The sequence below is a fragment of the Aminivibrio pyruvatiphilus genome (assembly GCF_004366815.1).
GTDB classification, from domain to species: domain Bacteria; phylum Synergistota; class Synergistia; order Synergistales; family Aminobacteriaceae; genus Aminivibrio; species Aminivibrio pyruvatiphilus.
Genome location: NZ_SORI01000008.1, coordinates 88,132 through 113,789, shown reverse-complemented (window position 1 = coordinate 113,789; position 25,658 = coordinate 88,132). Strand labels below are relative to the sequence as shown.

The following is a 25,658-nucleotide window of genomic DNA, read 5'->3' as shown; positions in this document are numbered from 1 at the left end:
ATGGACTACAAGATCGCGGACCGGGGCCTTGCCCCTTCCGGTGAAAAGAAAATACGGTGGGCGAAGCAGTATATGCCCGTTCTGCGGCTGCTGGAGGAGAAATACCGGAAGGAGCAGCCCCTCGCGGGAACGGTGATCTCCGCGTGCCTTCACCTGGAGGCGAAGACGGCCTGCCTGCTGATCCTTCTGAAGGATCTGGGCGCGAAGGTGACCGCCGCCGGGAGCAACCCCCTTTCCACCCAGGACGACATCTGCGCCGCCCTGGTGGAGAACGGCGTGTCCGTCTTCAGCCGACACGGCATGACCACGGAGGAATATTTCGAGAACGTGCGTTCCGCCCTGTCCGTGAAGCCGAACATCATTGTGGACGACGGGGCGGATCTGGTTGCCATGGTGCACAGCGAGATGCGGGATCTGCTGCCGGGGATCCGGGGCGGCTCCGAGGAGACCACCTCCGGGGTGAAGCGTCTGAAGTCCATGGCCAATGAGGGTGTGCTGGCCTTCCCCATGATTTCGGTGAACGACGCCCACAGCAAGTACCTCTTCGACAACCGGTACGGCACGGGACAGTCGGTGATGGACGGCATCCTCCGCACCACGAACATGCTGGTGGCGGGAAAGAACGTGGTGATCGCCGGGTACGGCTGGTGCGGCAGGGGAGTGGCCATGCGGGCCTCCGCTATGGGCGCCAGGGTGATCGTGACGGAGATCGACCCCCACCGCGCCTTCGAGGCTCTCATGGACGGCTATGAAGTGGCCTCCATGGACGACGCCGCGTCCCGGGGGGACATCTTCCTGACCCTCACGGGAAACACGAGGGTCATCCGGCGGGAGCATTTCGAAAAGATGAAGGACGGGGTGCTCCTCGGCAACGCGGGGCACTTCGACGTGGAGATCTGCAAGCCCGACCTCCTCGACCTTTCGTCCTCGGTGGAGGAGGCCCGCCCCGGCGTGGAGACCTACACCCTGAAGGACGGCAGGCGCATCCACCTTCTCGGCGAGGGACGGCTGGTGAATCTGGCCTGCGCTGACGGCCACCCCATCGAGATCATGGACCTGAGTTTCGCCCTGCAGCTCGAGTCCGCCGTCTTTTTGGCGAAGAACACCCTGAAACCGGGGCTCTATGACGTGCCGGAGGCCATCGACAGGGCGGTCATGGAGGCGAAGCTCGCCTCGCTGAACATCCGGCTGGACAGGATGAGCCCCGAACAGGAAGAGTATATGAAGAGCTGGGTGGAATGACATGGCCCTTCTGCTGAAAAACTTTCTGCTCTGTGACGGCGGAATGGAGTCGGCCCGGTACGGTTCGGTGATGGTGGAGGGCGGCCGGATCGTTTCCATCGGGGCGCCGGACTGGAATCCCCCCGCTGCGGAAACAGTGGACGGCGGAGGGAAGTCCGCCCTTCTTCCTGGCTTTGTGAATGCCCATACCCATGCGGCCATGAGCCTGCTGCGGGGGATCGGCGAAGAGGCTCCTCTCATGGAGTGGCTGAAGGAGAAAATCTGGCCCGCCGAGGCGAAGCTCAGAAGTGAGCACGTCTATTGGGGCACCATGCTCGCCCTGCTCGAGATGGCGGCGAACGGCATAACGGCCTTCGGCGACATGTATTTTTTCATGGATTCAGTGGTGGAGGCGTCCCTGGAGATGGGCATGAAGTGCGCCGTCAGCCGGGGCATCGTGGGACCGGAGAAGGTGAAGCTGGATGAAGGCCTACTGCTTGCCGAGACCTGGAAGGGCAGGGAGGAGTTCGTCACGGTGCAGCTCGCCCCCCACGCTCCCTACACGGTGCCTCTGCCCTTTTTGAAGGAGATCGTGGCGGCGGCGAAGGACCGGAACCTGGGGATCCACTTCCATTTCCTGGAGGCGGAGTGGGAGACCGGCTACCTGAAAGACGAGATGAAAATGACCCCGGCGGAATATCTCAGGGAGGCGGGCCTGCCGGAGGTCCAGCAGGCGGTGCTGGCCCACTGCGTGTGGCTCGACCCCGCCGTCCTGAACGAGGTGGATTTCTCCCGGATGACCGTCGCCCATAACCCGAAGAGCAACCAGAAGCTGGGCAGCGGCATGATGAACCTGCCGGGCATGATGGAAAAGACAAGGAAAATTGCCCTTGGCACCGACGGCGCGGCCAGCAACAACCGCCTCGACGTGTGGGGGGAGATGCGGTCCGCGGCGCTTGTCCATAAGGGGATCGCGAAGGACCCCACCGCCGTTCCCGCCAGGGATGTGCTGCGAATGGCCACCTTCGAGGGGGCGGAAGCCCTGGGGTTTGAAAAGAAGGGGATGATCCGGGAAGGCTGGGCCGCCGACTTCGTGATGGTGGACCTGGACAGGCCGGAGTACGTGGGGATCGACGGGGAAAACGCAGCCCAGTTCTTCGTGTATGCCGGAAGCTCCGCCGATGTGACGGGAACCATGGTCGCCGGGAAATGGCTGTACCGGGACGGGAGGTTTCCGGGTGCGGACGCGGAGAAAATCCTCGCCAAGGCGAGGGAAATGCGCGATAATCTGCTGAAGGGGTAGGGGTGTTGTAGTAGCTTGTCATTCCGAAGGGCGAAGCCCGAGGAGCCTGGGGTGTCATCCTGAGCGGAGCGATCGCGTCCCCGGAGGGGGAGGATCTCGTATTTGACTTCATTCAGAATCAACCCGAGATCCTTCGGCCAAAGAGCCGGCCTCAGGATGACAAAAAGGCGAGATCCTTCGGCCAAAGGGCCGGCCTCAGGATGACAGAGAGGCGAGATCCTTCGGCCAAAGGGCCGGCCTCAGGATGACAAAAAGGCGAGATCCTTCGGCCAAAGGGCCGGCCTCAGGATGACAGAGAGGGTGTCATCCTGAGCGGAGCGATCGCGTCCCCGGAGGGGGAGGATCTCGTATTTGACTTCATTCAGAATCAACCCCGAGATCCTTCGGCCAAAGGGCCGGCCTCAGGATGACAGAAGATTTGTCATCCTGAACGAAGTGAAGGATCTCGTATTTGACTTCATTCAGAATCAACCCCGAGATCCTTCGGCCAAAGAGCCGGCCTCAGGATGACAGAAGATTTGTCATCCTGAACGAAGTGAAGGATCTCGTATTTGACTTCATTCAGAATCAACCCCGAGATCCTTCGGCCAAAGGGCCGGCCTCAGGATGACAGAGAGGGTGTCATCCTGAGCGGAGCGATCGCGTCCCCGGAGGGGAAGGATCTGGTCTTAGGGCCTTCAGACCCAACCCCGAGATCCTTCGGCCAAAGGGCCGGCCTCAGGATGACAGAAAGGCTTAATCCCTCGGCCAAAGGGCCGGCCTCAGGATGACAAAAAGGCGAGATCCTTCGGCCAAAGAGCCGGCCTCAGGATGACAGAAAGGCTTAATCCCTCGGCCAAAGAGCCGGCCTCAGGATGACAGAAAGGCTTAATCCCTCGGCCAAAGAGCCGGCCTCAGGATGACAAAAAGGCGAGATCCTTCGGCCAAAGAGCCGGCCTCAGGATGACAAAAAAGCGAGATCCTTCGGCCAAAGAGCCGGCCTCAGGATGACAAACTGGCCATAGACAGCAATCAGGGAGGAAGAATATTCATGCAGTGGAGATCAGGCAAGGAAATACGTTCGCTATTCATTGATTTCTGGGTGTCCAAGGGGAGCAAACATTTCCCGAGCTTTTCGCTCATTCCCGACGATCCTTCCCTGCTGTTCACCATTGCGGGAATGGTGCCCTTCAAGCCCTACTACCTCGGCATCCAGAAGCCCGAGGCGCCCCGGGCGGTGACCTCCCAGAAGTGCGTCAGGACCAACGACATCGACAACGTGGGCCGCACGGCCCGGCACCACACCTTTTTCGAGATGCTGGGGAATTTCGCCTGGGGGGACTATTTCAAGAAGGAGTCCATCACCTGGGGATGGGAGTTCCTTACCGAAGTGATCGGCCTCGAGCCGGACCGCATGTCGGTGACCATCTACGAGGACGACGATGAGGCCTACGACACCTGGCACAAGCTCGTGGGCATTCCCGACCAGCGCATCTTCCGTTTCGGGAAGGACGACAATTTCTGGTTCATGGGGAACCAGGGCCCCTGCGGTCCCTGTTCGGAGATCATGTACGACCAGGGGCCGGAGTTTTCATGCGGCAGGCCGGAGTGCGCCGTGGGGTGCGACTGCGACCGGTACCTGGAGATCTGGAACCACGTGTTCACCCAGTTTGACCTTCAGAAGGACGGAACCCTGGTACCCCTGCCGAAGAAGAACATCGACACCGGCATGGGGCTCGAGCGGCTGACGTCCATCGTCCAGCGGGTGCGGACCGACTTCGAGACGGACCTGTTCATGCCCATGATCGAGCGGGCCTGCGCCATGGGCGGCATCCACTACGGCTACAGCCCGAAGACCGACCTTGCGGTTCGGGTGATCGCTGACCATGTCCGCTCGGTGGCCTTCATGATCGCCGACGGCATCCTGCCCTCCAACGACGGCAGGGGCTACGTGCTCCGGAGGCTGCTGCGGCGGGCCGCCAGGTTCGGCCGCCTTCTCGGCGTGGACCGTCCCTTCCTGCTCGATTTCCTTCCCGACGTGATCGGCCTGATGGGGGACCCCTACCGGGAACTCATCGACAACCGCCTGACCGTGGAGCAGATCATCGACGTGGAGGAGAAGCGCTTCGGCCGGACCCTCGAGCAGGGAACGGAACTCCTTGACGGCGAAGTCGCCAGGCTGAGGGGCGCCGGACGGACCGAGCTTCCCGGCGACGTGGCCTTTGTGCTCTACGATACCTACGGTTTCCCCCTGGAGCTGACCATGGAGATCGCCGACGAGAACGGCTTTACCGTGGACAGGGCGGGCTTCGACCGGGAGATGACGGCCCAGCGGGAGCGCGCCCGGGCTTCGAGCAAGCAGAAGCGGAGCGCCCTGGCGGGCGACGTGTACAGCGAGCTGAACGAACGCCTCGGGGATACGCCTTTCACGGGGTACGCGATGGCTGAATCGGAGAACTCCGTGGCCGCCATCATCGTGGACGGAGAGGAAGCGGATTCCCTGGAGGAAGGGATGGAGGGGGAGATCATCCTCGACTCCACGGCCTTCTACGGCGAGAAGGGCGGACAGGTGGGCGACACCGGAGTGCTCTCATCTGCGGGCGGCAAGGCCGAAGTGACCGATACGGTGATCCGCTGCAGGGGGCTTGTGGTCCACAAGGTGAAGGTTCTCTCCGGAAGCCTGGCGGTGGGCGACCCGGTGCGGTCGTGCGTGAACGACGAACGGCGGCGCGCCGTCAGGAGAAACCACACGGCCACGCACCTGCTTCACGAGGCCCTGGGCCGCGTGCTGGGCGGCCATGTGCGGCAGTCGGGCTCCCTTGTGGGGGAGAGCAGCCTGCGGTTCGACTTCACCCACTTCGAGGCCATGACCAGAGAGCAGCTTATTGCCGTCGAAATGGAAGTGAACGCCCGCATCCTGGAAAATTCGGACCTTACGGTGGAAGAGAGCGACATGGAGCATGCCCGGGAGATGGGGGCGAAGGCGCTCTTCGAGGAAAAGTACGGCGACGTGGTGCGGGTGGTCAGGATTCCGGACTTTTCGGCGGAGCTCTGCGGCGGCCTTCACGTGGCGTCCACGGGAGAGATCGGGTGCTTCAAGATCCTCCGCGAGGAGGGCATCGGCTCCGGGACGCGCAGGATAACCGCCGTCACGGGACTGGTGGCCGTCAGGCTCTTCCAGAAGCTGTGGCGGCACGTGAATGACCTCGGCGCCATGCTCGCGGTGGACGAAAACGCCGTGCTCGAGAAGGTGGAGCAGCTCCAGGCCGAGGTGAAGGTCCTGAGGAGAAAGCGCGACGAGGAGAAGATGAATGCCCTGAGCGCGGGACTGCAGGAATCCCTTCACTGGTTCGCCCTCCCCGAGGGAGTTCAGGGTGTGTACGGCAGCTTCGGGGCCGTCGGCGCCGATGCGCTCCGGGAGATAGGCGACAGGCTGAAGAACGGGAAGAGGGAAGATGCCCTCGTGATCCTTCTTGCGTCGGTGGACGGCGACAACGTGCAGGTTGTCTCCATGGCGGACGACATGGCGGTGGAAAAGGGTGTGTCCGCCGGGAAGATCGTCAGGGAGGCGTCGAAAATGCTCGGCGGCGGCGGCGGCGGACGGCCGAACCTCGCCCAGGGCGGAGGAAAGGACCCGGCGGCCCTGCCGAAGGTGTTCGAAGCCTTCCAGGGATGGGTGGAGGGACAGATCCGAAGCTGATGAGACGAATTCTTGCCCTCGATATCGGAACAGTGAGAATCGGCGTGGCGGTCAGCGATCCCCTGGGGATGTTCGCCCAGGGGATCGCCGTTCTGCCTGCGGAAGGAGCATGGCTCGAGGAACTGGACGCCCTGGTGGCCCAGTACGACCCCGAAATGCTGCTGCTCGGCATCCCCATCAGGACCAACGGGACCCGGGGGCCGGAGGCCCTGAGGATAGAGGAGTGCGCTGCCATGCTCGGGAACAGGTACCCTGACCTGAAGGTGGTGCTCCACGATGAGCGCTTCTCCACGTCCATTGCCCAGCAGGCCCTCCTGGAAGGGGATGTGTCCCGCAAAAACCGGAAGGGAAAGGTGGACAAGGTGGCTGCGGCCCTCATTCTCCAGAGCTGGCTCGACCGCCGGTGCGGAGGCGTTTCATGACCCAGCTCCCCCCGGGGGTGAAGATGACCCCCATGCTCTCCCAGTACACCGAATGGAAAGCCCTCTACCCCGACTGCATCCTCTTCTTCCGCATGGGCGACTTTTACGAGATGTTCTTCGACGACGCCCGGAAGGCCTCGGAGATCCTGGACATCACCCTGACCGCCAGGGACCCGTCGAAGAGCATCCCCATGGCGGGGGTGCCGTGGCACGCGGTGAACGCCTACCTCGGGCGGCTTGTCCGGGCGGGGTGCAAGGTGGCCATCTGCGAGCAGATCGGGGAGCCGGACGGAAAGACGCTGGTGGACCGGCAGGTGGTCCGCATCGTCACCCCGGGGACCTTCGTGCCCGAGGACGCGGGAACGGGCGGACGGCTGGCGGCCGTGGCCCGGGCGGGCAAGGATATTGCCGCAGCCCTGCTCTCGGCGGAGACGGGGCGCCTGGAGGCGGGGATCTTCCCCCCAGGCGAGGCGGCGTCCCTGGTGGCCTCCTTCGCCCCCGGCGAACTTCTCTTTCCGGCGAATTTCTGCGTCTCCGGCACTCTTCCCATGCTCTCCGGGTTTTTCCCCATCTCCCGCCCCGAGGAATTCTTCAGCCCCGTGTCCGGCACCCGGTGGTTGGCGGACCAGTGGGGCGTGGCCTCCCTGGCTTCCTTCGGCGTGGAGGACAACAGCCCCTCTGCGGGGTGCGCCGCGGCGGCCCTGAAGTATTTCTCCGAGACCCAGTTCGGCGCGGTGAACCACGTGCGGCGGATCTACCCCCTGAGGCCGAGGGAGTATCTCCACCTGGACGTGACCACCCAGCGGAACCTGGAACTGCTTGACGAAGGCGGTCCCTCCCTGTGGGGCACCCTGAACCGGTGCCGGTCGCCCATGGGGCGGCGGACCCTCCGGGAGTGGATTCTCCGGCCCCTGCTGGACGAGGCGGCGGTGAGAAAACGGCAGGACGGCGTGGAATATCTCCTTGCCTGCTCGGGAGAGCGGCGGCGCCTGAGGGACCTGCTGTCGGAGTGCCGGGACGTGGAGCGGGCCACATCGCGGCTGAGCATGGGCACCGGTACCCCCCGGGATCTGGGGGCCGTCCGGGACACCCTGCGGCTGCTGCCCTCCCTTCTTCCCCTGTGCACAGGTCCCCTGGAGGAGTGGACCTCCGGCCTTCCCGATTTTTCGGGCCTCGCGGCGGAACTGTGCTCCGCCCTTGAGGAGGATCTTCCCAGGATGCGGGCAAACGGCGGCATCATCCGCCCGGGCTACGACCGGGAGCTGGACGAATGGCGGGATGCCGGCTCCGGTGCGTCGGCCTGGATGGACGCCTACCTTGAGAAAATCCGGACCGATACGGGCATCTCCAAGATCCGGGCGGGGTACAACAAGGTCTTCGGCTACTATCTCGAGGTGAGCAAGGGCTCCCTGGGCTCGGTGCCGGATTTCTTCATCCGGAAACAGACCCTGGTGAACGCCGAGCGGTTCATCACGGAGGAGATGAAGGTCTTCGAGGAGAGGATGGAGTCCGCCACCGCGGAAATTTCCCGGAGGGAGGGGGAGCTCTACGACCGGCTCGCCGGGGAAACCCTGGACCGGGTGGAGGACCTTCAGGCCCTTGGTGAGGCCCTCGCTGTCCTGGACGTGCTGGCCTCCCTGGCGGAGACGGCCCGGGAGAAGGGGTATGTCCGGCCCGTGGTGAACTCCGGGTTCGGCCTCATGGTGAAGAACGGCCGCCACCCCGTGGTGGAGGATGTGCTCACCGACTCGCCCTTCGTTCCCAATTCCCTCAAACTGGAAGGGGACGGGAAGCGGATCGCCCTGATCACGGGGCCGAACATGGCGGGAAAGTCCACTTACCTGCGGAGCGCCGCACTGCTGGTGATCCTGGCCCAGATGGGGAGCTTCGTCCCGGCGGAGGCTGCGGAGATCGGGCTGTGCGACCGGATCTTCACCCGCATAGGGGCCCGGGACGACCTCGCCAGGGGCAGCAGCACCTTCATGGTGGAGATGGTGGAGACGGCCAACATCCTCCACAACGTGACGGACCGGAGCCTGGTGATCCTGGACGAGGTGGGGCGGGGAACCTCCACCTACGACGGCATGAGTATCGCCTGGGCCGTGCTGGAATACCTGGCCGACGGGTGCGGCGCCTCGCCGAAGGTGCTCTTCGCCACCCACTACCACGAACTTACCTGCCTCGAGGAGCGGTTCCCCTGCATGGAGAACCTGAGCATGGCGGTGAAGGAGAGCGAAGGGGGCATCTTCTTCCTCCACCAGGTGGTGAAGGGGAGCGCCGACCGGTCCTACGGCATCGAGGTGGCCCGGTTGGCCGGTCTGCCCCGTCCCGTGCTCCGGAGGGCCTTCGATCTTCTGCAGCGGTTCGAGAGGGAAGAGCGGACGGGGAATTTCCCGAAGAAGAAGCGGGAGTTCACCGGAGCCCGGCAGATGGACCTGTTCGAGGCGGAGCGGCACGGCATTGTGGAGGAACTGGCGGCCATCGAGCCCGACGGCCTGACGCCCTTCCGGGCCCTGGAGCTGCTGTACAAGCTGAGCGAGAAGAGCAGGGAGGTGCTTCGTCCTGAAAATCACGCTTCTTCCTGAGGATGTTTTCTCCCGCATTGCGGCGGGGGAGGTGGTGGAGCGTCCCGCGTCCGTGGTCAAGGAGGCGGTGGAGAACTCCCTCGACGCCGGCGCCACGGAGGTGAAGGTCTCCCTCTATGAGGGGGGGAAGGTCCGCATCGTGGTGGAGGACAACGGCGAAGGAATCGCCTTTGACGAGCTTCCCCTCGCGGCGGCCCGGCACGCCACCAGCAAGATCCGCACCGTGGAGGAGCTGGAGCGCATCCGGACCCTGGGCTTTCGGGGAGAGGCCCTGGCCAGCATTTCCGCTGTGAGCAGGTTCGAAGTCCGCTCCCGGCGGGAGGGAGACGAGACGGGAGGCCTCCTCCGCATCGAGGGGGGGCGGCAGGTGATGCATACCCCCGTTTCATGCCGCAGGGGCACCCGGCTCTCCGTGGAGGATCTTTTCTACACCCTTCCGGCCCGAAGGAAGTTCCTGAAGTCGGCGGCTTCGGAGGAACGGAGGGTGTCGTCCCTTCTGCGGGATTTCGCCGTGGCGTACCCGTCGGTGGCCTTTTCAGAGAGCCGTGACGGGAAGGCGGGTTTTTCCTCCTCCGGCGACGGCGACCGGGAGCGGCTGCTCAGGGATCTCTGGGGAGACGCCGGTGAGCTTCGCCGCTGTGAGACAGGTGCGTCCCACCTCAGCCTGGAGTGCTGGTGGGCCCCCTTTCCGGGCAAGACCAGGAGCCTCGTCACCTCCTTCGTCAACGGCAGGGCGGTGTCCGACCCGCTGATACGGAGCGCCGCGGGGTCCCTGTGCAGGGCCTGTCCCGGGAACTGGGTGTTTCTCTTCTCCCTCGACCCGGAGCTGCTTGACGCCAATATCCACCCCACCAAGGCGGAGGTGCGGTTCAGATACCCCGGCGAGGTGTTCGACACCATCCAGCAGGCGGTCCTCAAGCTTTCCGGCAGGGTTCCCTCTCTTCCCGGGGCCGCGGTCCCCTCCTTTTCTCCTTCTCATTCTCCTGACCGGGACCGCTCTTTTTCAGGCACTTCCGGGGGCGGTGCGGGAAGGAGCGGGGGATGGTCTTTCCGGGATGAAGGTTCTTCTCCCGAAGGTGGAAATCTTTTCGCCCGGGTGGCCTCGGAGCTGCCCGCCGGCACAGGGGCCGCCCTGGATGAAACTCCTTTTGTGCCGGAAGAGCAGGGAAAACATTTCCGCTTTCTCGGCCAGGTCGCCTCGGGGTACCTGGTGTTCGAGACGGAGGAGGGGCTTGCCGTGATGGACCCCCACGCCGCCCACGAGCGGATCGGCTACGAGCGGGCCGGAAGGCTGTCGGCGGGGTCGGTGACGGTGCAGAAGTGCGCCCTCGCGCTGCCCGTGGCACCCTCCCTGTCCGTGTCGGTGCGGGAACACCGGGACGGGCTGGAGGCCGTCGGCTTTGCCTTCGGCGAACAGGACGGGCAGATTTCCCTGACCGCCTACCCGTCCCTGCCCGGCGGCATGGCGGAGGACCCCCTGCGCCTTCTGCGCTCCGTGCTGCTTGAGTGGACGGAGGACCGGGAGGCTGCCCTGGAGGAGATCCTGTGGAAAAAACTGGCCACCATCGCCTGCGGCCTGTCGGTGAAGCTGGGGGACCGGCTTACGGCATCGGAGGCCCTCGCGCTGTGGAGGAACCTCCTCGAATGCGAGTCTCCATGGAACTGCCCCCACGGGCGTCCCACGGTGCTCTCCCTCACGGCGAAAAAACTGGAATCATATTTCGGAAGGGAATAGACGACCATGAATGAACGAAAACCCTTTCCCGCGGCGGCCATAGTCGGCCCCACGGCAGTGGGTAAAACGGCTCTCAGCCTGCTTCTGGCCGAACGGCTGGGGGCGGAGATCATCTCCGTGGACTCCCGGCAGGTGTACCGCTTCCTCGACGTAGGGGCGGACAAGATTTCGCCGGAGATCCGGAAAAAAATCACCCACCACATGATCGACGTGGTTGACCCGGACGAGGTGTTCTCCGCCGCCGATTTCGTGGCCCGCAGCCGGGACGCGGTTCGGCGGATTACCGCCAGGGGGAGGATCCCCCTGTTCGTGGGCGGGACACCGTTCTATTACGAGGCCCTTTTCAGCGGCCTTCTGTCCGACAGCGCCCCGAAGGACGAGGGGCTCCGCCGGGAGTTCGAGGAGTTCGCGGAAAGGGAAGGAAACAGGGCCCTCCACCACAGGCTGGCCCTCGCGGATCCGGAGACGGCGGAAAGGCTTCATGTCAACGATGTCCGCAGGGTGGTCCGGGCGCTGGAGATAAGCACCCTTACCAATATGCCTGCATCGGAGTGGTTCCGGAAGACGGAAAAGATGCCCGGCAGGGGCGAGTTTGACGTGCTCTACATCGGCCTGAACCGGGACAGGAAACTGCTGTTCGAGTCCATAGAAAAAAGGGTGGGGGAGCAGTTCGCCGGCGGCTTCGTGGAGGAAGTGGAGTGGCTTCTCGAGAGGGGCTATGACGAGCGCTTTCCCTCCATGCAGGGCTTCGGCTACAAGGATATCGTGGACTATTTCCGGGGCCGGTGTACCCTGGAGGAGGCCGCGGACCGGGACATCAGCCAGACGAAGGCCTTTTCCCGGCGGCAGATGACATGGTTCAGCAAATTTTCGCCCATAGTATGGTATGATACTACGGATAGCCCCATGCCGGACTTGTCTGAGCGGATAGAAAAGGAGGTCCGGGCGCATCTTGGAAAGGGAACAGGGGAAAATCATCGTTGAGATCGCTTCTCCCACGGGGTTCTGCTTCGGGGTGAAACGGGCCATCGAGAGTCTGGAGCACTGCATCGACGAGTGCGTCTCCGCGGGAGAGGGGAACGGGAAAGTCTACTCCATCGGCATGCCCATCCACAATCCCCAGGAAGTCGAGCGGCTGTGCAGAAAGGGACTCGTGGTGACCGAGAGCATCGAGGAGGTGCCCGAAGGGGCCAGGGTGTTCATCCGGGCCCACGGCGTTCCTCCCGGGGTGAAGAAAAAGCTCCAGGAGCGATGCGGAAACCGGGTCACCGACGCCACGTGCCCTTTTGTGAAAAACGCCCAGGAGAAGGCCGCCCTCCTCTCCGGGGAAGGATATTATCTTCTCGTCCTCGGCGATCCCGATCATCCGGAGGTGCAGGCCATCGTGGGATGCGCTTCGGGTGATGTGTCCGTGGCGTCCTCACTTTCCGAAGTGCAGGGGGTTGGCAAAAAGGACAAGTTGGGGGTAATATCACAGACGACGCAAAAAACGGAGTTCTTCGGCGCGGCGGCGGATATCCTCGCCCGGAAGGCCAGTGAGCTTCGGGTTTTCAACACCATCTGCGGCGCCACGACCCGCCGCCAGGACGCGGTGAGAAAGATCACCGGCACCGTGGACGGCCTGATCGTCGTGGGAGGCAGGAACAGCGCCAATACGGCGAAGCTCGTGGAAATAGCCCGTTCCCGCGGGTGCGACGTCCTCTGGATAGAGCACGCGGGAGAACTCGACGGGAGGTGGTTCGCCGGAAAGGCACGAATAGGAATTGCGGCCGGTGCGAGTACTCCGGACTGGCTAATAGAAGAACTGAAAATCGCAATAGAGACATCGCAGGTGTCAAGGGGGATGGAAGGTTATGACGGAAGAAATGATGATTGAAGGACTCCACGGCGAGTCCGGCGAAACAACGGAAATGGAAAGCATGGAGAGCATTCTGGAGCAGTACGGCGAAGTTGAAGAGCTTCACCGGGGCAAGGTGGTCACCGGAACGGTCGTGAACGCCGTGGACGGCGGTTGGCTCGTGGACGTGGGCTACAAGTGCGAAGGGTTCCTGCCCGCGAAGGAATGGTCTCACAAGGTTCTCGTGGAAGATTCGGAAGAACCGGCCCCGGGAGACAAAATACAGATCCAGGTGGTCAGCATCCGCCACGGCGAAGAGGCCCAGCTTCTTGTCAGCCGGTGGCGGTGCGAGTTCGACCGGCGCTGGATTGAACTTGAAAATAAACTCGCCCAGAACGAAGTGGTTTCCGTCACGGGCCTGCGCAAGGTCAAGGGCGGGCTCATGGTGGAGTGCTGCGGCCTGGAGGGCTTCGTGCCCATTTCCCATCTCGCCGAGGAAGGCCGGGGTGTGAATCCGGGGAAATTCGTGGGCGAAGTCTTCGAAGCTAAATTGATGGAAAAGGACAAGAAGAAGCACCGCCTTGTCTTCTCCCGCAGGCTCATCGTTGAGGAGTCCCTGGTGGAGGAGCGGGAGAAATTCTACACCGACGTCCAGGAAGGAACGGTTCTCGACGGCGAAGTGAGCAGCATCACCTCCTTCGGCGTGTTCGTGAACGTGGGCCCCCTCGACGGGCTCGTCCACATGAGCGAGCTCTCCTGGAAGAGGAACATCAAGCCCAAGGAAATGTTCAAGAAGGGCGACCCCGTGAAGGTGAAGGTCATCGGCATCGACCGCGAGGCCAACAGGCTTTCCCTGAGCATGAAACAGACGAAGCACGATCCCTGGATGAGCGCCGCCGAGCGCTGGAAGCCCCAGGACAAGGCCAGGGGCGTCGTCACCAATGTTACCGACTTCGGCGCCTTCGTGGAAGTGGAGCCCGGCATCGAGGGCCTCATCCACATCGGCGACCTGAGCTGGACCAGGATCAAGCATCCCCGGGACGTGCTGCGGAAGGGCCAGGAAGTGGACGTGGTGGTTCTTGACGTGGACATGGAGAAAAAACGCATGAGCCTTGGCTACAAGCAGCTCAATGACCCCTGGAACGATGTTCTCTCCAGGTACAGCAAGGACCAGGACCTGACCGTCAAGGTTGTCCGGCTCGCCGACTTCGGCGCCTTTGTCGAGGTTGAGGAAGGCGTGGAAGGGCTCATCCACATCTCCCAGCTCAGCACGAAGCGGGTGGAGAAGCCCCAGGACGTGCTGTCCGAGGGGCAGGAAGTGGTGGCCAGGATCATCGAGATCAACCCTGCCGACAGGAGGATGCGCCTCAGCATCAGCGCCCTGGAGGAACCCGCCCAGCGCAAGCCGAGGGACGAAGACCGGAAAAAGGGCAGGCAGGACCGCCGGGAGCACGACAACCAGCCGAAACCGGTTATGAACGACGGGGAGGCCAGCGTCACCATCGGAGAGCTGCTCAGGAACTCCATGCAGGAAGAGTAAAAAACGGTGGAAGGGGTCGCCCGCAAAGGCGCCCCTTCTTTCTTTTCAAAATACAATGAATGAAAGTGCGGCGAGATGATGGATTCTCTGTATCTTCGGGTATACCCCGACCCCGTTCTCAGAAAAGAAACACAACCCGTCACCGATTTCGGCGACGGATTCAAGGATCTAGTGGCGGACCTCGTACGGCTCATGCACCAGCATGACGGTGTGGGGCTCGCCGCACCCCAGGCGGGCGTGCCCCTCAGGCTTGCCGTGGTGTTTTACCAGGGTGAGCTTCATGTCCTGGCCAACCCCGTCCTGGTCAGTTCCGAAGGGGAGCAGGACGGAGAGGAAGGATGTCTCAGCTTTCCGGGGATCTTCGGGAACGTGAAGCGCCCCCTGAAGGCTGTGGTGCGCCACTTCGACATGAACGGCACTGAAAGGCAGACTGCAGTGGAGGGCTTTCTTGCCAGGGCATTCCTCCACGAGATGGACCACCTCGAAGGCAGGCTGCTTATCGACCGTTTTTCTCCCCTGAAGCGAAACATGGCGAAAAAAAAGCTCCTCCGGGCGGAGCGGGAGGCGGAGAGGGTATGACTGCCCCCCTTTCCGGTGAAACCCGGCCGGTCCTGTGGTTTTTCGGCGCAGGACGGTTTGCTTCCCGCTGTCTTTCTCTCCTCTCCCGGGAGATGACCTTCGACCTGGTGGTGACGTCCCCGCCCTCCGTGGGAGGCAGGGGGATGAAGAATCTCGCCTCCCCGGTGGAAGAAGTCTGTATGGAACTCGGCATCACACCTCACCGCTCCGGAAGTGTGGGAAAAGACGAATTTCTTCTCTCCGCCCTCAGGGAAACAACTCCACTGGCGATCCTGGTGGTGGACTTCGGGCAGAAGATCCCGGAACCCTTCCTTTCAGCCCCCGCCTGCGGGTGTCTCAACATTCACCCGTCACTTCTGCCGCTCTACCGGGGAGCCGCTCCGGTGCAGCGGTCCCTGCTGAACGGCGACCCCGTGACCGGCGTGACTCTTTTCCGCCTCGTCGAGCAGATGGATGCGGGCCCCATACTCCTCCAGGAAGAGCATTTCACCGGAGAAACAGAAACGGCCGGTGAACTTTTGGACATCCTTGCGGAAAAAGGTAGCAAACTTTTTCTGTTGGGTGTAAAATGCTTCATTGAAGGGACTTGTTCGTTTAAAGAGCAAAATTCCGAATCAGCAACCTATGCACTGAAAATTAGCAACAACGAGGCTGAAGTTTCCTGGAACGCGCCGGCCGCGCGGATAGTCAGCGCAGTGAGGGCTCTCAACCCCGCTCCGGGCGCCTTTCTCGTCACAGGATCCAAACGGCTGAAGATCTGGAGCGCAAAGCCGGGCTCCCTGTCGGGCGCTCCCGGAGAGGTTCTCGGTTTCGACGAAGGATTTCCCGTCGTGGGAACCGCCGAAGGCGCGGTCGTTCTTCTAACCGTCCAGCCCGAGGGAAAACGGAGGCTCGACGGCGCCGAATGGGCCAGGGGGCTGCGCCTGAAGAAAGGAGATTTTCTTCATTGACCGAACCCGACATTAGCGTCCTGTCCGATCTCATAACCCGATACCCGTCACAGAATTTCCCCGCCCCGGGCTGGCCGAAAGTGGTGGCCGTCACAGGGGCTCTCGGTTCCGGAAAAACGGAATGGGTACTCAATCTCGCCCTGGGCTTTTCCGGTCTGGGAGAAAAAGTCACCATAGCCGACATCGACATCATCAACCCCTATTTCTGCATACGCCAGGTTACCGAAAAGCTTGAACGCAAGGGATTCCGGATAATCACCACCCCGGAGAACGCCCGGTGGTCCGATATGTCCGTGGTCTCCCCGGTGGTCACCCGCGCCCTCGCCGAGGACGACGGCAGATTGCTGCTCGATATCGGCGGAGACGCGGAAGGGGCCCTTGCGCTGAAGCAGTTCGAGCCCGACATAAAGAAGGCCGGATACCTGCTCATCCTCGTGGTGAACGCCTTCAGGCCCCAGACGTCAACGGTGGAGGGCATCGAAAAAATGCTCCGGAAGATGGAGGGCATCTGCGGCCTGTCCGTGGGAGCCCTGGTGAGCAATTCCCATCTCATGGACGAGACATCGGCGGAAGACTGCGTCCGGGGACTCGAAACCGTGTGCGCCGCCGGGGAGAAGCTCGGGCTGCCCGTTCTCTACGCCGGGGTGCACCCGGATCTGAGAAAACAAGCGGCGGAGCTTCTGAAATCACGCACGTTTTCCGTTCCCCTCTGGCCCCTTTCCAGGTACATGATGCTTCCCTGGGAAGAAGGGGCAATGTGGTCCAGCGGGGCAGCGGCCGAGTAAAGAGCACGTGGTATTTCATTTTTGTCTGGAAGGGGTGCTAAGGCAATGGCGAAAGGACGCATCGAAGTTCTCGAGCAGTATTGCAAGAGTTGCGGACTGTGTGTGGCTGCCTGTCCGATGAAGGTCCTCCGCATTTCGGAGAAGACCAACGCGAAGGGCTACCGGCCCGTGGAGCAGTTCAAGGAGGGGTGTATCGGGTGTGCCATGTGTGCCGTGACGTGTCCCGACGCCGCCATTGAAGTGTTCAAAATCCAGGAATAATCCTGGCTTTTCGGAGGTGAAAAACGACATGGGACGCGTATTGATGAAAGGAACGGAAGCCATAGCGGAAGCCGCCATACAGGCAGGCTGCAAGTATTTCTTCGGGTATCCCATCACTCCCCAGAATGAGATTCCCGAATATATGTCAGCCCATCTTCCCGAGGTGGGAGGCGTCTATGTACAGGCCGAAAGCGAAGTGGCCTCCATCAACATGGTTCTCGGCGGAGGCGCCACGGGATACCGGGTCATGACCTCCTCCTCGAGCCCCGGAATCTCCCTTATGTCCGAAGGCATTTCCTACATCGCCGGATGCGAGATCCCCGCAGTCATCGTGAACGTCATGCGGGCCGGCCCCGGGCTCGGCGGCATTCTTCCCGGCCAGGCCGACTATCTCCAGGCGACCAAGGGAGGCGGCAACGGAGACTACAATCTTATCGTCCTCGCTCCCAGCACCCTGCAGGAGTGCGTCGACCTCACCCAGCTCGCCTTCGACCTTGCCCAGAAATACCGGAACCCCGTCATGGTGGCGGCGGACGGATTCATGGGCCAGATGATGGAAGCGGTGGAGATCAAGCCCAGCCCCACGAAGGACCAGCCCGCCGATGCATCATGGGCCCTCGGTTTCATGGAAGAGCGGGGCGGCAAGCGCAGCCACCTTCACAGCCTGTTCCTGGCTCCCGAACCCCTCGAGGAGCACAACCGCAAGCTCCAGAAGAAGTTCTCGGCCATGAAGGCCGCCGAGCAGCGGTGCGAGTGCTACTGCATGGAAGACGCTGAGCTGCTCATCGCAGCCTACGGCACCACGGCCAGGATCTCCCGCTCCGCGGTGAACAACCTGCGGGCGGAAGGCCTCAAGGTCGGCATGATCCGGCCCGTCACCCTGTGGCCCTACCCCTACGAAACCTTCAAGACCATTCCTTCCACCGTGAAGAACATTCTCGTGGCGGAAATGAACGCAGGGCAGATGGTGGATGACGTGAAGGTCGCCACCGGGTGCCGGTATCCGGTCTCCTTCTACGGCCGCACGGGCGGATTCGCCCCCTCCGTGAAGGAAATCGAGGACGAGTGCAGGCGCATTCTTGCCCTGTAAGAGGGAGGGAAAAATCATGAGTGAAGTGAAAGTGTACGAACGGCCGAAGAGCTGGATGCCGAACGTGAGCAGCCACTACTGTCCGGGCTGCGGGCACGGCATCGCCCACAGGCTCGTCTGCGAGGCAATCGACGAACTCGGCATACAGAACGACACCATCGGAGTGGCCCCCGTGGGCTGCGCCGCCATGATCTACGACTACATGGACACCGACTACTGCGAAGCCCCCCACGGAAGGGCCCCCGCAGTGGCCACGGGACTGAAGACCGTCCGCCCCGACAAGATCGTCTACACCTACCAGGGCGACGGCGACCTTGCCTCCATCGGCATGGCGGAGATCGTTCACGCGGCGAACCGCGGCCAGAACATCACCGTGATCTTCATCAACAACGCCATCTACGGCATGACCGGTGGGCAGATGGCCCCCACCACCCTTATCGGCCAGAAGGCCACCACCTGCCCCCTGGGACGGGACGCCAAGGTGAACGGCTATCCCCTCAGGGTGAGCGAGATGCTGGCCACCCTCCCCGCGCCGGGGTTCATCACCAGGGTGACCGTCGCCCAGCCGAAATACACGCTCAAGGCGAAGCAGGCCATCAAGAAGGCCTTCCAGAACCAGGTGGAAGGAAAGGGTTTCTCCCTCGTGGAAGTGCTCTCCTCCTGCCCCACGAACTGGGGAATGCGCCCCGTCGAGGCCTTTGACTGGCTCATCAGCTCCATGATGCCCTACTATCCCCTTGGCGTCTTCAAGGATTTCGACTAGGAAAGGGGGAGAACAACAATGTCTGCCTTCTATAAAACACTTCTCGCGGCGGGGTTCGGCGGCCAGGGCGTCATGGTTCTCGGCCAGCTCGTTGCCTATACCGGCATCGAGGAGGGACGGCACGTGACATGGATCCCTTCCTACGGTCCTGAGATGCGGGGCGGCACGGCCAACTGCGGCGTGGTCCTCTCCGACGACGAAATTGGCTCTCCCGTGGTGGACAAGGCCGACGTCCTGGTGATCATGAACCAGCCTTCCCTCTCCAAGTTCCTTGACAGGGTGAAGCCCGGCGGCGTCCTGGTGTACAACAGCGACCTCGTGCAGTACAACGGTTCGAGGACGGACATTTCCTCCGTCGGCCTGCCCGCCTCCTCCATGGCCTTCGAGCTCGGAAGCGACAAGATCACCAACATCGTCATCCTGGGCGCCGTGGTGGAATCCAGCGGGATAGTGAACAACGACGTCTGCGTGGAGACCATCAAGGAAAAGCTCGGCAAGAAGAAGCCCAAGTTCCTTCCCATGAACCTCGAAGCCTACGAGAAGGGGAAAGCGGCGGCAAGGGCAGCCCTTTCCAAATAATTCCGGCTTCTTCATGGATACCAGGGAAAAGACAATCTCGAAAACTCTCGCCTACCGGGGCAGCATCCTGAACCTCCGGATAGACAAGGTAGAGATCCCGGGAGGACGGAAGACCGTCCGGGAGGTGGTGGAGCATTCCCCCGCCGTGGCTGTTCTTCCCGTGGAAGCCGACGGCACGGTCTATCTCATCCGGCAGTACCGGTACGCCATCGGCGACGAGATCCTCGAGATTCCCGCAGGCCTTGTGGAACCGGGCGAAGACTTTGACCGGTGTGCCGAGCGGGAGCTTCAGGAGGAGATCGGCTACTTCCCGGGAACGCTGCGGGAGATCGGCCGGATGTACAACTCTCCGGGCTTCTGTACGGAGATGCTCATCCTGTACCTCGCCACGGACCTTCGTCCGTCGAAGCTTCAGGCGGACGACGATGAATTTATTCACCTTCATCCTGTGCCTCCCGGAGAGATCCGGACGCTGCTGGAGGAAGGGAAGATCGTTGACGGAAAAACTTTCGCCGCCCTGACCTGGTATCTCGCCTTTCAGGAAAAAAACTGACCAGCTCCGGGACCGGAAACCTCCGGTCCCGGATTTTTTATGGTATCATGAGTAACTATTATGAGATTATATGACTTTGATGCTTCAGTGGAAAATTTCCTCTCCTATCTTCTTCTCGAGCGGGGCCTGAGCCCCAATACCACAGCGGCCTACCGCCGGGACCTCCGGGAGTGGGGCAGCTTCTGCGCCGGGGCGGGAGCGCCGCCTCTTCCTCCGGAGCAGGAAACGTTGTCTCTGTTCCAGCGGCACCTGTCCAGGGGCGAGAAAAGCCCGGCGACGAAGCAGCGGATCATCGCCGCTCTGAGGACCTGGATGCGCTACCTCGAACAGGAGGGCGAAGGAGGCGGTGATGTGCGCCTTCCTTCGCTTCCGGGACGAAAGGAAGGACTGCCCCGTATCCTCAGCGAAGGGGAGGTGGACCGTCTCTTCCAGGCCTGCGAAGGAGCAGGGCCTCTCGAACTGAGAGACCGGGCCCTTTTCGAGACGGCCTACGGCTGTGGCCTCAGGGCGGGGGAGCTATGCGGCCTCAGGCTGGGGGACGTGGATTTCCAGGCGAAGGTGCTCCGGGCTTTCGGCAAGGGAGAAAAGGAGCGGGCGATTCCCTTTCTGGGTCAGGTGAGCGAACGGGTGGCTTTCTATCTTGAAAAGGGCAGGCCCCTTCTTCTGAAGGCCCCGTCCGATGTTCTTTTCCTGACCCGAAGCGGCAATCCCATGAAAAGGGAAGACATCTGGAGAACGCTCCGCAAGAGGGGAGCGAAAGCCGGCATTCCGGCATCACGGCTCCATCCCCATGTGCTGCGCCACAGCTTCGCCTCCCACCTCCTGCGGAGGGGGATGGACCAGAGGAGCCTGCAGGAGCTTCTCGGCCATTCGTCCATAGCCACCACGGAGAAGTACCTGCACTTTGACCTCGAGCTGCGGGACGTTTATGATAAGGCCCATCCCAGGGCATAAGCCCCTTCCCTTTTTTCGAGAGGAGGAATAAAGATGCAGAACAGGGTCCAGAAAGCCCTTGACTATGTCCGTTCCCGTTCGGCGGGAATACCGGAGGCTGCGGTGGTCCTCGGTTCGGGCCTCGGTGCCTTCGCCGATGCCCTTGAAGACAGGACCGTGATACCTTACGGGGATATCCCCGGCTGGCCGGCGTCCACGGCCCCGGGGCACGCAGGAAGGCTTGTCTTTGGCAAAATTGCGCAGAAATACGTTGCGGTCATGCAGGGACGGGTTCATTATTACGAGGGGTATTCCATGGAGGACGTGGTCTTCCCCGTGCGGGTCTTCGCGTCCCTGGGCGTGAAGACCTATGTCGCCACCAACGCCGTGGGAGCCGTGGACCATGCCCTCTCCCCGGGCGACGTGGTTCTTCTGTACGACCACATCAACTGGATGGGAGCGAACCCCCTGAGGGGTCCCGACACGCCGGAGTGGAACCCGAGGTTTCCCGACATGACCCGCGCCTACGACAGGAAGCTGATCGAGGCGGCGGAGCGGGCGGCGGAAAAGGAAGGCATTCTCGTCCGGAGAGGGGTGTACATGGCCTTTTCCGGCCCGTCCTTCGAGACACCCGCGGAAATTCGCATGGCCCGTCTGCTGGGGGCGACGGTGGTGGGCATGTCCACCGTTCCCGAGGTCATCACGGCAAACGCCATGGGCATGAGGGTGTGCGGCATTTCCTGCGTGGCCAACCACGGTGCGGGGATGACGGAAAACACCCTGACAGGCAAAGAGGTGCTCGAGGAGATGGCCAAGGCTTCGGGCAGGCTGATCCGCCTTCTGACACGTTTTTTTGGGGAGATGGAATAGCATGGACATGCTGGGGTTCATCGAGCGGAAGAGGGACGGCGGCGTTCATCAGGCAGAGGAGATCCGGCGGTTCGTGACGGCCTTCGCCTCGGGAGAGGTTCCCGACTACCAGGCTGCCGCCTGGCTCATGGCGGTCTACTACAACGGGCTCACCGACGAGGAACTGAGGGAGTTCACCCTGGCCCTCGCCCGGTCGGGGGAAGTGCTCTCCTTCGGCGGCGACCTTTTCCTGGTGGACAAGCACAGCACCGGCGGGGTGGGTGACAAGATCACCCTGCTGCTGGTGCCCCTGGCGGCGGCCTGCGGTCTTTCGGTGGCCAAGCTCTCCGGCCCCGGGCTCGGATTTACGGGCGGAACGGTGGACAAGCTGGAGGCCATTCCGGGTTTCCGGACCCACCTTCCCTCGGAGGAGTTCCTCCGGCAGGTGAAGGAGATAGGCTGCGCCATTTCGGGCCATTCCGCCGACCTGGCTCCCGCGGAGGGAAAGTTCTATTCCCTCCGGGATGTCACCGCCACGGTCCCCTCCCTGCCCCTGATCTGCAGCAGCATCGTGAGCAAAAAGATCGCCGGCGGGGCGGACGCCTTTGTTTTCGACGTGAAGTGCGGCAGCGGCGCCTTCATGGAAGATTACGGCAGCGCTGAAAGCCTGGCGGAGGCCCTGGTGTCCCTCTCGAAAAACCTGGGAAAAAAAGCCATGGCGCTGATCACCGACATGGACCAGCCCCTGGGCGAATGGGTGGGCAACGCCGTGGAGGTACTCGAAGCAGTTCGGGTGCTCGGCGGCGGAGGTCCTGCCGATGTGCGCGAAGTGGCCGTTTCCCTGGCTGGGGCTATGGTGTCCCTCGGAAAGGGGATTTCTTTCGAAGAGGGGTGCGCCATGGCATCGGAAAAGCTGGACGACGGGAGCGCCCTTGAAAAGATGAAGGTTCTCGTAGAGGCCCAGGGAGGCGACGGGCGCGTATGCGGCGACCCCGAAGCGGTTCTGTCCATTGCGCCGGAAAAGGCCTTCGTCCGGGCGAAAGGATCCGGCGTTGTCGCCAGGATCGACGCCCGGGCCGTGGGCGAAGGGGTGAAGAGGCTCGGAGGAGGGCGCATGTCCCTCGGGGAGCCCATCGACCTTTCCGTGGGAGCCCGAATGCTGGTCAAAACAGGGACTGCGGTATCGGCAGAGGATGCCCTGCTTGAAATCCGGTACGGCAGCAAAGATAAACTGAAAGAGTCCCTTCCGTTCTTCGAGAAGGCGTTTTCCGTGGAGGAGACTACACTGAACTCTCCCCGGCAGGGAGAGGAAAAGAAAAGGAGTTTTGTTCTTGGGACTATCCGCTAGAGTGCGTTCGGCTGCGGGGATTCTTCTTGCCCTGCTTGTGTTTCTTGTTCCGGGTGAAGCCATGGCCCGGGCAAATGTACAGTATCCTTCATCGGTGGGGGCGGGAAACCCCTTCGTGATACGGGTGACCTCTTCCCCCCCCCTCACGGGAGTGTCCGTGGAATGGCAGGGCCGGAGCGTACCCCTCGATGTGGCCGTATGGAATAACCATTACATTGCCCTCGGCCTGTTCGGAACACAGACCGGCAAGGTGAAGACGGGGTCCCACGTGATGAAGATCACGCTCCAGTCCAACGGAACCCGCCGCCAGGTCTCCTGTTCCATCCGGGTGACTCCGGTGAAATACCAGGAGGATCATCTGACCCTTCCGGAGAGCATGGTGACGCCCCCGGCAAATGTCCTGGCCCGGATTGCCGAGGAACGAAAAGCCGTCGGCAAAGCCCTTTCCACGATAACCCTGTCCAGGGAATGGGGGCTTCCCCTTGCCAGGCCGGTGGACGGTATCGTGACAAGTCCCTACGGGAGGCGGCGGATACTGAACAAAAAGCCCAGAAGCCCCCACGGGGGAATGGACTTCCGCGCCGCTACGGGAACGCCTGTCCGGGCGGCCCTCCCCGGGAGGGTTATTCTCACCGGCGACCATTACTACGCGGGAAAGAGCGTCTATGTCGATTCCGGAGGGGGAGCGATTTCCCATTACTTCCACCTTGATTCCATTGCCGTAAAGGAAGGCGACCGGGTGAACAGGGGCGCCGTCATCGCAAAAAGCGGCATGACGGGGCGTTCCACGGGCCCCCATCTGCACTTCGGCCTCAGCCTCTCGGGACAGATGGTAAACCCCGAGCCCCTGTTCGAGGGCACTATCGCGGGAATGCTCGAAAAAACGGTCAGCCGGGGTGTGAGCATTACGGGGGGGAAATAGAGCCATGCCGGGATGCTCGCCCCTCCCCATCGTTTTCTGCTTTCTTCTCGGAGAAAAGGGGGTTCTTCTCTACAGGAGGATGACTGCTCCGTGGAACGGCACCGTGACCGTCCCGGGGGGAAAGAAGGAGCGGGGGGAAACAGCCCGGGAGGCCTGCATCCGGGAGATAGAGGAGGAAACAGGCTATCGTCTCCGGTCGCTCCGGCTCCGTGGTATCGCCCACATTCTCTCCGGAGAGGCCGAGGCCACGGGCTATTATTTCTCCTCCAGGGATTTTGAAGGGGAACTCCGGGAAAGCGGCGAGGGCGTGCCTTTCTGGCATCCTGCGGGGGAGAGTCTGTCCCTCAAGGGGATCAACCCCTTCTACACCCTTCTTGCCCCGAAAATTCTCGATGAAACCGCCCCGCTTTTCGAGGCGAAGATTCTATCGGACGAACAGGGGATCCGCTCATCCTCCTTCGAGAATGCCTGAATCTGTCCGCGGTCAGTTCACTCTTCCGGTGAGGTGAGGACGATGTGCCGAAGATGTTTTCTGTTTTCCGTTCCTGTTCTTCTTGCGGTATTTCTGGCCGGCCCTGCGGCAGGCTCCGCTGTGGAGGAGGCGCTCTTCGCCCGGTATTTTTCGGAGAGGATACAGGCGGAGTCGGTTCTTCCGGTAATTTCAGCCACGGAGGAGGAACTGCGGAGGGGCGCCGTTCCAGCCCTGACCGTTTGTCTTGAAAGGGCGGACATCGGCGGAGTGGTCTACGACCGCCTGCTGCTGGTGTTGCCGGACGTTCTCTTCACCCGCTCGGGGGACGGAATACGGATCCTTTCATACAGGGAAAGCCGTCTCTCGGGGAGTATCCTGAAAAAGGACTTCCTCGCCCGGCTGCAGCAAAAAATGCCCCACTACGCCGTTTCCGAACTGGAACTGAAGGACGGGAAGGTGATGGTGTTCGGTGCGTACAGGAGAAAGGGTACCTTCAGAATGAATGCCCTTATCCGCCTTACAGGACAGTATGTCATTGACGGAGCCGGGACGGCCCTGATCAGGTTCGACGATTCGACCAACGACAATCCCTTCATCTCCGCCTCCGACGTGGGACGGGCCGTGGCGAAAGCGGCTCCGGTCCTGTCATTCAGTGATTTTTTTGCCTCTCCCAAGGTGACCGAGGTCCGGGTGGGACATGATATGGTCTGGTTTTCCGCAAAATAAAAACAGGGGCCCCGGAACGGGGCCCCTGTTTTCAGAGGGGTTCTCTTATTTCATGGTGGAGACAAACATGTAGATTCCGATTGCGGCTACGATAAGAACAAGAATCACTGCCGTCATATTCATTTTCTGAGCCTGCTGGGCCACCTGCTTCATCCCCATTCATCAGAATATTTGATTCATTGAGAACTTTCACCCGGATATCCTACCCCTTGGGACAAAGGAAGGCAAAACCGCCGGTGCTGAAAGGCAGCCCCTGGACATCAGGAGAGAGGACGAAAGGAGCTCGGAGCTCTTCCGATCTCATCCGTTCTCATCTGTTCTCTCTTTCTCCGTGACTCGGTGAAATTCTTTCGTGGGTGGCTGACATTTGATCCAGCGGGTTGTTTTTCCAACCGCACTGGACTAACGTCCCCCGGAGGGTTTTTTCGCTTTTGTCAGACAACGGGGAAAATTTCCCGAATGCGGTTGACGCCTTATATGGGATGGCTTATCATAGCTTCGGCAGGGAGGCGAATGTGTCCTGGTG

At 62.0% G+C, this 25,658-nt stretch carries 23 protein-coding genes; all 23 read left to right on the top strand.

Annotation, left to right across the window (positions count from 1 at the left end):
• A complete protein-coding gene (locus C8D99_RS07890) occupies positions 1 to 1,242 on the top strand; it encodes an adenosylhomocysteinase (protein WP_133957586.1) in 1,242 nt (413 codons plus the stop codon).
• A 1-nt stretch (position 1,243) separates the two neighbouring features.
• Complete coding sequence (locus C8D99_RS07885; protein ID WP_133957585.1) at positions 1,244 to 2,524, top strand: amidohydrolase; 1,281 nt, start codon at positions 1,244 to 1,246, stop codon at positions 2,522 to 2,524.
• A gap of 1,030 nt (positions 2,525 to 3,554) precedes the next feature.
• A complete protein-coding gene (gene alaS, locus C8D99_RS07880; protein WP_133957584.1) occupies positions 3,555 to 6,203 on the top strand; it encodes an alanine--tRNA ligase in 2,649 nt (882 codons plus the stop codon).
• On the top strand, positions 6,203 to 6,625 hold the full coding sequence (gene ruvX / locus C8D99_RS07875; protein WP_133957583.1) for a Holliday junction resolvase RuvX: 423 nt from the start codon (positions 6,203 to 6,205) through the stop codon (positions 6,623 to 6,625). Before alaS ends, ruvX begins: the two co-directional genes overlap by 1 nt.
• A complete protein-coding gene (gene mutS, locus C8D99_RS07870) occupies positions 6,622 to 9,210 on the top strand; it encodes a DNA mismatch repair protein MutS (RefSeq protein WP_243833866.1) in 2,589 nt (862 codons plus the stop codon). Before ruvX ends, mutS begins: the two co-directional genes overlap by 4 nt.
• A gap of 34 nt (positions 9,211 to 9,244) precedes the next feature.
• Positions 9,245 to 10,945: a DNA mismatch repair endonuclease MutL gene (mutL, locus tag C8D99_RS07865; protein ID WP_133957582.1), complete on the top strand. Its 1,701-nt coding sequence runs from the start codon at positions 9,245 to 9,247 to the stop codon at positions 10,943 to 10,945.
• Positions 10,946 to 10,951: 6 nt separating this feature from the next.
• Positions 10,952 to 11,929, top strand: a complete 978-nt coding sequence (miaA, locus tag C8D99_RS07860) for a tRNA (adenosine(37)-N6)-dimethylallyltransferase MiaA (RefSeq protein ID WP_133957581.1) — start codon at positions 10,952 to 10,954, stop codon at positions 11,927 to 11,929.
• Positions 11,898 to 12,821, top strand: coding sequence for a 4-hydroxy-3-methylbut-2-enyl diphosphate reductase (gene ispH, locus C8D99_RS07855; RefSeq protein WP_243833865.1), 924 nt, complete (start codon positions 11,898 to 11,900; stop codon positions 12,819 to 12,821). Before miaA ends, ispH begins: the two co-directional genes overlap by 32 nt.
• Positions 12,814 to 14,322 (top strand): S1 RNA-binding domain-containing protein, encoded by a 1,509-nt coding sequence (locus C8D99_RS07850; RefSeq protein WP_133957612.1) that lies wholly within the window; start codon positions 12,814 to 12,816, stop codon positions 14,320 to 14,322. The genes ispH and C8D99_RS07850 overlap by 8 nt, the downstream gene beginning before the upstream one ends.
• Before the next feature lie 75 nt (positions 14,323 to 14,397).
• Positions 14,398 to 14,901, top strand: coding sequence for a peptide deformylase (def, locus tag C8D99_RS07845; RefSeq protein ID WP_338024424.1), 504 nt, complete (start codon positions 14,398 to 14,400; stop codon positions 14,899 to 14,901).
• Complete coding sequence (fmt, locus tag C8D99_RS07840) at positions 14,898 to 15,851, top strand: methionyl-tRNA formyltransferase (RefSeq protein ID WP_133957580.1); 954 nt, start codon at positions 14,898 to 14,900, stop codon at positions 15,849 to 15,851. Before def ends, fmt begins: the two co-directional genes overlap by 4 nt.
• Positions 15,848 to 16,636, top strand: a complete 789-nt coding sequence (locus C8D99_RS07835; RefSeq protein WP_243833864.1) for a zeta toxin family protein — start codon at positions 15,848 to 15,850, stop codon at positions 16,634 to 16,636. The genes fmt and C8D99_RS07835 overlap by 4 nt, the downstream gene beginning before the upstream one ends.
• A 45-nt stretch (positions 16,637 to 16,681) precedes the next feature.
• Positions 16,682 to 16,897 (top strand): 4Fe-4S dicluster domain-containing protein, encoded by a 216-nt coding sequence (locus tag C8D99_RS07830; RefSeq protein ID WP_133957579.1) that lies wholly within the window; start codon positions 16,682 to 16,684, stop codon positions 16,895 to 16,897.
• Positions 16,898 to 16,925: 28 nt separating this feature from the next.
• Positions 16,926 to 17,987 (top strand): 3-methyl-2-oxobutanoate dehydrogenase subunit VorB, encoded by a 1,062-nt coding sequence (vorB, locus tag C8D99_RS07825; protein WP_133957578.1) that lies wholly within the window; start codon positions 16,926 to 16,928, stop codon positions 17,985 to 17,987.
• Positions 17,988 to 18,003: 16 nt separating this feature from the next.
• Positions 18,004 to 18,750 carry a thiamine pyrophosphate-dependent enzyme gene (locus C8D99_RS07820; protein WP_133957577.1) on the top strand — a complete coding sequence of 249 codons (747 nt, stop codon included), beginning with the start codon at positions 18,004 to 18,006 and terminating at the stop codon, positions 18,748 to 18,750.
• Between the two features lie 18 nt (positions 18,751 to 18,768).
• On the top strand, positions 18,769 to 19,329 hold the full coding sequence (locus tag C8D99_RS07815) for a 2-oxoacid:acceptor oxidoreductase family protein (protein WP_133957576.1): 561 nt from the start codon (positions 18,769 to 18,771) through the stop codon (positions 19,327 to 19,329).
• Positions 19,330 to 19,342: 13 nt separating this feature from the next.
• A complete protein-coding gene (locus C8D99_RS07810) occupies positions 19,343 to 19,882 on the top strand; it encodes an NUDIX hydrolase (RefSeq protein ID WP_133957575.1) in 540 nt (179 codons plus the stop codon).
• A gap of 60 nt (positions 19,883 to 19,942) precedes the next feature.
• Positions 19,943 to 20,836, top strand: a complete 894-nt coding sequence (locus C8D99_RS07805) for a tyrosine-type recombinase/integrase (protein ID WP_133957574.1) — start codon at positions 19,943 to 19,945, stop codon at positions 20,834 to 20,836.
• A gap of 33 nt (positions 20,837 to 20,869) precedes the next feature.
• Positions 20,870 to 21,685 carry a purine-nucleoside phosphorylase gene (locus tag C8D99_RS07800; protein ID WP_166670078.1) on the top strand — a complete coding sequence of 272 codons (816 nt, stop codon included), beginning with the start codon at positions 20,870 to 20,872 and terminating at the stop codon, positions 21,683 to 21,685.
• Position 21,686: 1 nt separating this feature from the next.
• Positions 21,687 to 23,012 carry a thymidine phosphorylase gene (locus C8D99_RS07795; RefSeq protein ID WP_133957572.1) on the top strand — a complete coding sequence of 442 codons (1,326 nt, stop codon included), beginning with the start codon at positions 21,687 to 21,689 and terminating at the stop codon, positions 23,010 to 23,012.
• Complete coding sequence (locus tag C8D99_RS07790; protein WP_243833863.1) at positions 22,996 to 23,934, top strand: M23 family metallopeptidase; 939 nt, start codon at positions 22,996 to 22,998, stop codon at positions 23,932 to 23,934. Before C8D99_RS07795 ends, C8D99_RS07790 begins: the two co-directional genes overlap by 17 nt.
• Before the next feature lie 4 nt (positions 23,935 to 23,938).
• Positions 23,939 to 24,406: an NUDIX domain-containing protein gene (locus C8D99_RS07785; RefSeq protein ID WP_133957571.1), complete on the top strand. Its 468-nt coding sequence runs from the start codon at positions 23,939 to 23,941 to the stop codon at positions 24,404 to 24,406.
• Between the two features lie 42 nt (positions 24,407 to 24,448).
• Positions 24,449 to 25,132, top strand: coding sequence for a hypothetical protein (locus tag C8D99_RS07780; protein WP_133957570.1), 684 nt, complete (start codon positions 24,449 to 24,451; stop codon positions 25,130 to 25,132).
• Positions 25,133 to 25,658 lie beyond the last annotated feature (526 nt).

Bases quoted from the DNA above. Each gene is read 5' to 3' on its own strand.
- C8D99_RS07890 (WP_133957586.1), top strand. From the start codon at position 1: ATGGACTACAAGATCGCGGACCGGGGCCTTGCCCCTTCCGGTGAAAAG.
- def (WP_338024424.1), top strand. From the start codon at position 14,398: ATGATGGATTCTCTGTATCTTCGGGTATACCCCGACCCCGTTCTCAGA.
- vorB (WP_133957578.1), top strand. From the start codon at position 16,926: ATGGGACGCGTATTGATGAAAGGAACGGAAGCCATAGCGGAAGCCGCC.
- mutS (WP_243833866.1), top strand. From the start codon at position 6,622: ATGACCCAGCTCCCCCCGGGGGTGAAGATGACCCCCATGCTCTCCCAG.
- C8D99_RS07810 (WP_133957575.1), top strand. From the start codon at position 19,343: ATGGATACCAGGGAAAAGACAATCTCGAAAACTCTCGCCTACCGGGGC.
- C8D99_RS07820 (WP_133957577.1), top strand. From the start codon at position 18,004: ATGAGTGAAGTGAAAGTGTACGAACGGCCGAAGAGCTGGATGCCGAAC.
- miaA (WP_133957581.1), top strand. From the start codon at position 10,952: ATGAATGAACGAAAACCCTTTCCCGCGGCGGCCATAGTCGGCCCCACG.
- C8D99_RS07850 (WP_133957612.1), top strand. From the start codon at position 12,814: ATGATTGAAGGACTCCACGGCGAGTCCGGCGAAACAACGGAAATGGAA.
- C8D99_RS07780 (WP_133957570.1), top strand. From the start codon at position 24,449: ATGTGCCGAAGATGTTTTCTGTTTTCCGTTCCTGTTCTTCTTGCGGTA.
- fmt (WP_133957580.1), top strand. From the start codon at position 14,898: ATGACTGCCCCCCTTTCCGGTGAAACCCGGCCGGTCCTGTGGTTTTTC.
- C8D99_RS07885 (WP_133957585.1), top strand. From the start codon at position 1,244: ATGGCCCTTCTGCTGAAAAACTTTCTGCTCTGTGACGGCGGAATGGAG.
- C8D99_RS07800 (WP_166670078.1), top strand. From the start codon at position 20,870: ATGCAGAACAGGGTCCAGAAAGCCCTTGACTATGTCCGTTCCCGTTCG.
- C8D99_RS07805 (WP_133957574.1), top strand. From the start codon at position 19,943: ATGAGATTATATGACTTTGATGCTTCAGTGGAAAATTTCCTCTCCTAT.
- C8D99_RS07830 (WP_133957579.1), top strand. From the start codon at position 16,682: ATGGCGAAAGGACGCATCGAAGTTCTCGAGCAGTATTGCAAGAGTTGC.
- alaS (WP_133957584.1), top strand. From the start codon at position 3,555: ATGCAGTGGAGATCAGGCAAGGAAATACGTTCGCTATTCATTGATTTC.
- C8D99_RS07785 (WP_133957571.1), top strand. From the start codon at position 23,939: ATGCCGGGATGCTCGCCCCTCCCCATCGTTTTCTGCTTTCTTCTCGGA.
- C8D99_RS07815 (WP_133957576.1), top strand. From the start codon at position 18,769: ATGTCTGCCTTCTATAAAACACTTCTCGCGGCGGGGTTCGGCGGCCAG.
- C8D99_RS07795 (WP_133957572.1), top strand. From the start codon at position 21,687: ATGGACATGCTGGGGTTCATCGAGCGGAAGAGGGACGGCGGCGTTCAT.
- ruvX (WP_133957583.1), top strand. From the start codon at position 6,203: ATGAGACGAATTCTTGCCCTCGATATCGGAACAGTGAGAATCGGCGTG.